This window comes from Demequina sp. (assembly GCF_024642165.1).
In the GTDB taxonomy this organism is placed as follows: Bacteria; Actinomycetota; Actinomycetes; order Actinomycetales; family Demequinaceae; genus Demequina.
On record NZ_JAHEBP010000111.1, the window covers coordinates 1 to 6,883 of the forward strand.

Sequence of the window (6,883 nt, forward strand, 5' to 3'; positions counted from 1 at the left end):
CGGCCGCGCGTCGCCTCGGACGCGCGCACCACGACCGGCAGCGGCTCGGGCACCAGCGCACCGAACCGGCGGGCGCGCCAGAATGCCCCGACCAGGGCCGCCAGCGCGAGCGCGTACAGCGCGGAGCCGGTGCCCGGCGGCAGGAAGTCCGGTGTCGCGTCGATCTCGGACGGCGGCTCGGCGCCGGCGCCGGAGCCGGACCACGTGAGCAGGCTCGGGTCGAGGCCGTCGGCCACGTACCAGACCACCTGCGGGTGGCGCCCCGTGGCGCGGATCGCCAGCGCCGCGTGGCCCAGCTGGTCGAGGGCGCCGTTGGTGACGATGCCGGTCGACGCGATCACCGCGACGGATCTGCCGCCGTCCCGGGCGGCCGCATACGCGGAGACGCCGCCGCGCTGCGCGAAGCACAGGTCGACGCCCGCGCCCACCACCGAGCCGGTCCCGACCACGCCCCAATCCTCGACGCGAACCTCCTGCGCCGCGGCCGCGTCCGGGTCCGCGCACTGCGCAGAGGCCGCCTCGGGCAGCGGCACCGGCGCCTCGCGTATCGGGATGCCCAGCGCGTCGAAGGCCGTGTCGCCGGAGCCCACCAGCACCAGGTCCCCGGGGTACTCCGCGAGCGAGCCGGCCTGGCCGTCGGTGAGCAGGGCGGGCTCCGCGATCACCACGGTGGTGTTCTCGGGGTCCGTGACCCGGGCCTGGGCGAGGCGGTCGACCTGACGGACCTCGACGCCGTGGTCGCGCAGGATCTGGGCGAGCGCCCGCGTGCCGGTGGGCGTCGAGTTCTCCGTGGACAGCGCGGTGTAGTCGCCGGGGCGGGCGCCGAGCGCGAGCGACGCGACCAGCAGCACGAACAGCAGGACCGCGACGATGCCCCAGCGGCCCGAGCGCGCGCGCGCCTTGAGGCCGGGCCCGGCGGGCGCGGTACGGAAGTCCGTGGCGGTGGTCACGGCGCGTCGACCTGGACCCGTGCGCGGGCGGAGGAGGCGGCCCGCAGCGTCTCGAGGGTGTGCGCATAGGTCGCCTCGGAGGCGGCGAGGTGCCCGTAGCGGATCCCATCGAAGGCGTCCGCGTCGCGGTTGAGCCGGAGGCTCAGCGCCGGCAGCACGGATCCCGCCTGCGCCGCGGCCTCGTGCGCCGTGAGGCCGGGGGTCAGCACGATGACGTCGCGCTCGGCGAGCCGCCGGATGAGCGCGCGGTACAGGTCGAGCGTCGCACCCGCCCAGTCGCCCGCGGAGGCGCTGTCACGCGCGGACTGCTCGAGCGCATCGGCGCCCCGCTCGTCCTCGAACAGCCCGTCCGCCTCGGCCGCCCGCCGCGACCTGCGCATCGGCCCGACGACCAGCCACACCACCAGCCCCACCAGACCCAGGCCGATGATCACGGCGACGATGACGCCGAGCGCCCCGAGGGTTCCCCCCACCCCGTCGCCGAGCCCGGCGAGCGTGCGCGTGAACCACTCGATGAGGCGGTCGAGCCAGGATTGCCCGCCCTGCGTGTAGTCGTCCTTGGCGAGCTCCTCCACGGCCCAGCGCCGCGCCGTGTCCGCATCCGGCAGCAGCGGAGGGGCGTCGAGACTCACGCGCGCCGCGCCTCGGCGGCCTCGGCGAGGGTGAGGTCGAAGCCCTCGTGGCGGATCCTCAGGTCGATGTAGACCAGGGAGAACAGGGAGCCCAGGTAGGAGTACGTGAGCACATAGGACACCACGAGCGACAGGGCCGTCACGGTGAAGAACGCGATGGCGAGCGCCACCACATTGTCGGGAGCCGCGAAGGCCACGGCCACTGCGCCAAAGCTGCCCACCTGCTGGAGCACGCTCGACACGATGCCGATGAGCGCGGACGCCACGAACACCACCAGCAGCGACCACCAGAACCGCCCGCGGACCAGCGCCACGGCGCGGCGGATCGCGGCGACAGCGCCGCGCTGTTCCAGCACCACCACCGGCCGGGAGATGCCGCCGATGGTGGAGATGAGCACGCCGGCGGGGAATGCCACCGTCACCATGAGGAGCAGCCCCAGGCCCAGATAGGTCGCGTCATTGTTGACCGCGGACAGCATCAGCGGCGTCAGCGCGAGCCCCACCACCACCAGCATGGAGCCGCCCGCGATGAGGTACAGCAGGAGCAGCGATCCGACCCGCGGGCGCATCGCCCGCCAGGCATCGCCCAGCCGGATCCGCTCCCCGAGCACGCCGCGCGCCACGCCGGGTGCGACGATCGCGCTCGACAGCACGTCCGCCAGCAGCGCCGCCACGAGCGCCACCACGCCCACCGCGATGGTGGTGGGGCTGATGGCGGAGAACGTCGAGTTCGGGTCGAGCAGCCCCAGTGACGGGTCCGTGAACAGGAGCCACATCGCCGCGGCGGTGGCGACCGTCGCGACCAGCGTCAACAGCAGCGGCCCGCCGATGATCACGCCGCGGTTGTACCGCATCGCCCGGAACGGCAGCCCCAGCAGGTCGCCGAACGAGAGCGGCCGCAGCGGCATGAATCCGGGCTGCCAGGACGCGTAGGTGGGGGCGTGGCCCACCGACGGCATCGCGGCGGGAACGGGGCCGGGCGCCGCCTGCCAGGTGGGCGCGGGCGGCGCCGGAGGGGTCGGCACGGGCCCGGGGGCGGCCGCCTGAGGCACGCCGTAGTCGACGGCTGGCGTCGCCGCGGGACGGTGGTCCGTAGCGCCGTCGGCGGGCGTCGGTGCCGCCCATGCAGCGGCGTCGTCGCGGTGGTCCATCGCAACCTCCCCCTCGGGTCTCGCCCATCTTGCCACGCGGGTGTCGGCCCCTCGCCAGGCTCTCGGCATAATGGGGTCATGACGGCGAAGATCCTGGTGGTCGACGATGACCCTGCCGTGGCCGAGATGCTGGGCATCGTGCTGCGCGGGGACGGTTTCGAGACGGTGTTCTGCGACCACGGCGACGAGGCGGTCGCGGCATTCCATTCCACGAATCCCGACGTGATCCTGCTCGACCTGATGCTGCCGGGCAAGAGCGGCATCGACATCTGCCGGGAGATCCGTGCGGAGTCGGGCGTGCCCATCATCATGCTCACGGCCAAGTCCGACACGGTGGACGTGGTGCTCGGCCTCGAGTCCGGAGCGGACGACTACGTCCCGAAGCCCTTCAAGCCGCGGGAGCTCATCGCGCGGGTGCGCGCCCGCCTGCGCCGCAACGACAACGCCACGCCCGCGATGGTGCGCGTCGCAGACCTCGAGATCGACGTCACCGGTCACCGCGTGACCCGCGACGGCGAGCTGATCCCCCTGACGCCGCTCGAGTTCGACGTGCTGGTCACGCTCGCGCGCAGCCCGGGCCAGGTGTTCACCCGTGAGGTGCTGCTCGAGGATGTGTGGGGATACCGCCATGCTGCGGACACTCGCCTGGTCAACGTCCACATCCAGCGGCTGCGCGCCAAGGTCGAGCGCGACCCCGAGAACCCGGAGATCATCGTCACGGTCCGCGGCGTGGGGTACAAGGCGGGTGGCGTGGGGTCGTGAGGCTCTCCGCGCGCTCCCTGTGGGCGAACCTCGCCCGGGGTCCGCGACGGTTGTGGCGCCGGTTCCGCGGATCCCTGCTGCTGCGGGTGGTCGCCACCACCACGGTGATCGGTCTGGTCGCGGTGGTGGTGCTCGGCGGGTTCATCAGCAACCAGATCCGAGACGGCCTGGTGCAGACTCGAGTCGATCGGATTCTTGCGGAGACCGCGCGCGATGCCGCGGGTGCGCAGCAGAACGTCGAGGCGTCGACCGCGGAGAGTCCGGGAGACCTGCAGCAGCTGGTGTACGACCTCCTGGACGGCCTGGGCACGCTGGGCGGCAACACGCGTGGGCTGGTGCTGCTGCGGGATCCGCGCAACACCTCCGGCGTCCTGCTGTCGACCCCCGTGTCGTCCGCGGACCTGGTCCAGGTCATCTCGCCGGAGATGCGCGTGGCGGTCGAGACCGGCACCACCCAGCCGTGGCAGTTCGTGGAGCTGCCGGACACGGCTGACCCCGGTGTGGTGGTGGGCGTGCCGTTCACCATCAGGGTGGCGGGCGACTACGAGCTGTACTTCGTGTACTCGCTCGCGGACGAGCAGGCGACGCTGAGCCTCATTCAACGCGTGCTCGCTGTGGGCGCGGTCGCCCTCATGGGCCTGCTCGCGCTGCTCACATTTCAGGTCACGCGCCAGACCGTCCGCCCGGTCCGCCAGGCCGCCCGAGTCGCGTCGCGGCTGGCCGAGGGGATCCTCTCGGAACGCATGACGGTGCGTGGGCAGGACGAGATGGCGACGCTCGCGCGCACCTTCAACGAGATGGCCGAGTCGCTGCAGCGCCAGATCACCCGCATGGAGGAGTTGTCGCGCCTTCAGCGGCGCTTCGTCTCCGACGTCTCCCACGAGCTGCGCACGCCGCTCACCACCATCCGCATGGCGTCCTCGGTGCTGCACGACTCCCGCGGGGGCTTCCCCCCCGAGGTCGCGCGGTCCGCGGAGCTGCTCGACAACCAGATCGACCGCTTCGAGTCGCTGCTGTCCGACCTCCTGGAGATCTCCCGCATCGACGCGGGCGCCGCGCAGCTCGAGTTCGACGACATGTCGTTGGCAGACGTGGTCCGTGACCAGGTCGAGGCGATGCAGCACCCGGCGCGCACGCAGGGCGTCGAGCTGCACCTGTGGGTGGCGAAGGGGGACCACGTGGCCTCCATGGACCGCCCGCGCGTGGCGCGCATCGTCCGCAACCTTCTCTCCAACGCCATCGAGCACGCCCAGCGGCGGCCCGTCGACGTGGTGGTCGCGTCGAACAAACGCGCGGTGGCGGTGGTGGTCCGGGACTACGGCATCGGCCTCACGCCTCAGCAGGCCCAGCGGGTCTTCGACCGCTTCTGGCGGGCCGATGCGGCGCGCGCCAGGACCATGGGCGGCACGGGCCTCGGGCTCTCGATCGCGCGCGAGGACGCCCTGCTGCATGGGGGTCAGCTCGAGGCTTGGGGGCTGCCGGGCAAGGGTGCGAGCTTCCGGCTGCAGCTGCCCCGGACGTCGCGAGGGCTGGGTCAGCACCCGCCGCTGCCGCTCGTGATCGCCGAGCTCGACTACGGGACCATCGCCGAGAGGATCGTGCTGGACCAGGACCGCACGGAGGTGGCGCCATGAGGCTGAGGGCGTCCGTGTGGGCCGCGCTGGTCGCGGTGACGCTCGCGGCGTGCGCGTCGATCCCGACCTCGGGGCCGGTCAACGAGGGCCTCGGCGAGGTGGAGGGCCCGGAGCCCTTCGTGCCGTTCGCGGAGGGCCCGCGACCGGACGATGGCGTGACCGCGATCGTGTCCGGGTTCATCCGGGCGACCGCGGCGGGCTTCGCCTCTGACTTCAGCGTGGCCCGCGAGTACCTCACGCCCGAGGCGAGCGCGGAATGGGACCCGCTGGCCGAGATCACCGTGTTCGACTCGGGCGCCCTCACGCCGGACTACGACGAGGCGGCGGGGCGGGTGAGCTACGCCGTCCCCGTGGCGGCGTGGATCGACGATGCGGGCCGCCTGGTCGAGGCGGAGGCGGACACCCAGACTCAGCTCGAGTTCAGGGTCGAGCAGAATGCCGCCTCGCAGTGGCGCATCGCCAGCCTCGACGACGGCTCGCTGCTCGCGGAGGCGACCTTCAACCGCACGTTCCTGCCCGTGTCGCTGGTGTTCGCGGCGCTGGACGGCGTCACCGCGGTGCCCGAGCTCCGCTGGCTGCCGCAGAACAACGTCGCGACGTGGGCCGCGCGCGAGCTGGTCGCGGGACCTTCGCCGTGGTTGTCGAACGCGGTGCTCACCGGATTCCCGGCCGGCTCGGCGCTCGCGGTCGACTCGGTGGTGGTGACCGACGGCGTCGCACAGGTGCAGCTCGCCTCCCTCTCGAATGCGACGGCGGACGAGCGCCTGCTCGCGGAGCAGCAACTCAGCCTCACGCTCAAGGCCTTGCCGGGCATCCGCGAGGTGTCGGTCACCACGGCCGGCGTGCCGCTCGTCAGCGAGCCGGCGGACACGCTCGTCCGAGAGCCGGTGCCGGAGAATCTCGCGGCGGCCTTCGTCGGCGGGCGCCTCGGAATGTGGGATGGCGGCGAGCTGTGGACGGTGCCCGACCGCACGGGCGTGTTGCCCGACGGCGCGAACTCCCTGGCGCTGGCCTCCGACGACGAGCGGACCGCCTTCCGCGTGGGCGAGGGGCGCATCGTCGTGTCGGACGCCCTTCGAGGGGGCGTCGACGCGCTGGTCGCGTTCGACGCGAACGCGGCGCAGGGCGGGGTGATGGACACGCAGACCGTGCTGTCAGGAGGCTCGCTCCTTCCGCCCAGCTTCGATCGCTACAGCTGGGTGTGGACCGCCGAGGCCTCGGCCCCCGAGGTGCTCATCGCGGTTTCGCCCGGCGCGGACGCGGTCCGTCTGGACGCGCGGTGGCTGGCCGGGCGTTCGGTGCTGTCCGCCGTGCCGTCTCGCGACGGCGCACGGGTGATGGTCGTGTCACGCGCGGGCGGCCAGACCGTGGTCGAGATCGCGGAGGTGGTGCGCGGCGAGGACGGCGCGCCGCTGAGCGTGGGCGAGCCGCTGCGAGTGGGCGCCAATGTGGGCACCGTGGTCGACGCGATCTGGGTGGATGATCTTTCGGTCGCCTTGCTCGGGCGGTCGATCGGCGAGGACACCACCCCTCTGTGGGTGGTCGCCGTGGGTGGTCGCACCGTCCAGGATGCGGCCGTGCCGGACGCGGTCAGCATCGCCGCGCGCCACGGCGACCGGTCGATCACGCTCGTGTCGTCGGACGGCTCCGTGCGGGAACGTGCGGGCGCGGGCTGGTCCCTGATCGCGGCTGGCGTCACGGAGCTTGCCTACGCGGGGTGACGGCACCGGGGCGATGTCCCCGTGCCTGCCGCG

6 protein-coding genes are annotated in these 6,883 nt (G+C 72.9%); 3 read left to right on the forward strand and 3 right to left on the reverse strand.

Annotated features, from left to right (window positions below):
- The 3 genes from Q0L54_RS09460 to Q0L54_RS09470 all read right to left on the reverse strand — a co-directional run.
- Nucleotides 1–950: DUF4350 domain-containing protein (locus tag Q0L54_RS09460; RefSeq protein WP_296667559.1), on the reverse strand; the 950-nt coding region annotated here is incomplete at its 3' end.
- Nucleotides 947–1,582: a DUF4129 domain-containing protein gene (locus tag Q0L54_RS09465; protein ID WP_296667560.1), complete on the reverse strand. Its 636-nt coding sequence runs from the start codon at nt 1,580–1,582 to the stop codon at nt 947–949. The genes Q0L54_RS09465 and Q0L54_RS09460, both read right to left, overlap by 4 nt.
- Nucleotides 1,579–2,733: a hypothetical protein gene (locus tag Q0L54_RS09470; protein WP_296667562.1), complete on the reverse strand. Its 1,155-nt coding sequence runs from the start codon at nt 2,731–2,733 to the stop codon at nt 1,579–1,581. Before Q0L54_RS09470 ends, Q0L54_RS09465 begins: the two co-directional genes overlap by 4 nt.
- Before the next feature lie 78 nt (nt 2,734–2,811).
- Here Q0L54_RS09470 and mtrA point away from each other — a divergent pair, with 78 nt between their 5' ends.
- The 3 genes from mtrA to Q0L54_RS09485 are packed head-to-tail and all read left to right on the forward strand — an operon-like array spanning nt 2,812 to nt 6,850.
- A complete protein-coding gene (gene mtrA / locus Q0L54_RS09475) occupies nt 2,812–3,495 on the forward strand; it encodes an MtrAB system response regulator MtrA (protein WP_296667564.1) in 684 nt (227 codons plus the stop codon).
- Nucleotides 3,492–5,129, forward strand: coding sequence for an MtrAB system histidine kinase MtrB (gene mtrB, locus Q0L54_RS09480; protein ID WP_296667565.1), 1,638 nt, complete (start codon nt 3,492–3,494; stop codon nt 5,127–5,129). The genes mtrA and mtrB overlap by 4 nt, the downstream gene beginning before the upstream one ends.
- Entirely contained in the window at nt 5,126–6,850 is a 1,725-nt protein-coding gene (locus Q0L54_RS09485; RefSeq protein ID WP_296667566.1) for an LpqB family beta-propeller domain-containing protein, read from the forward strand. Before mtrB ends, Q0L54_RS09485 begins: the two co-directional genes overlap by 4 nt.
- The last annotated feature ends 33 nt before the right edge of the window (nt 6,851–6,883 follow it).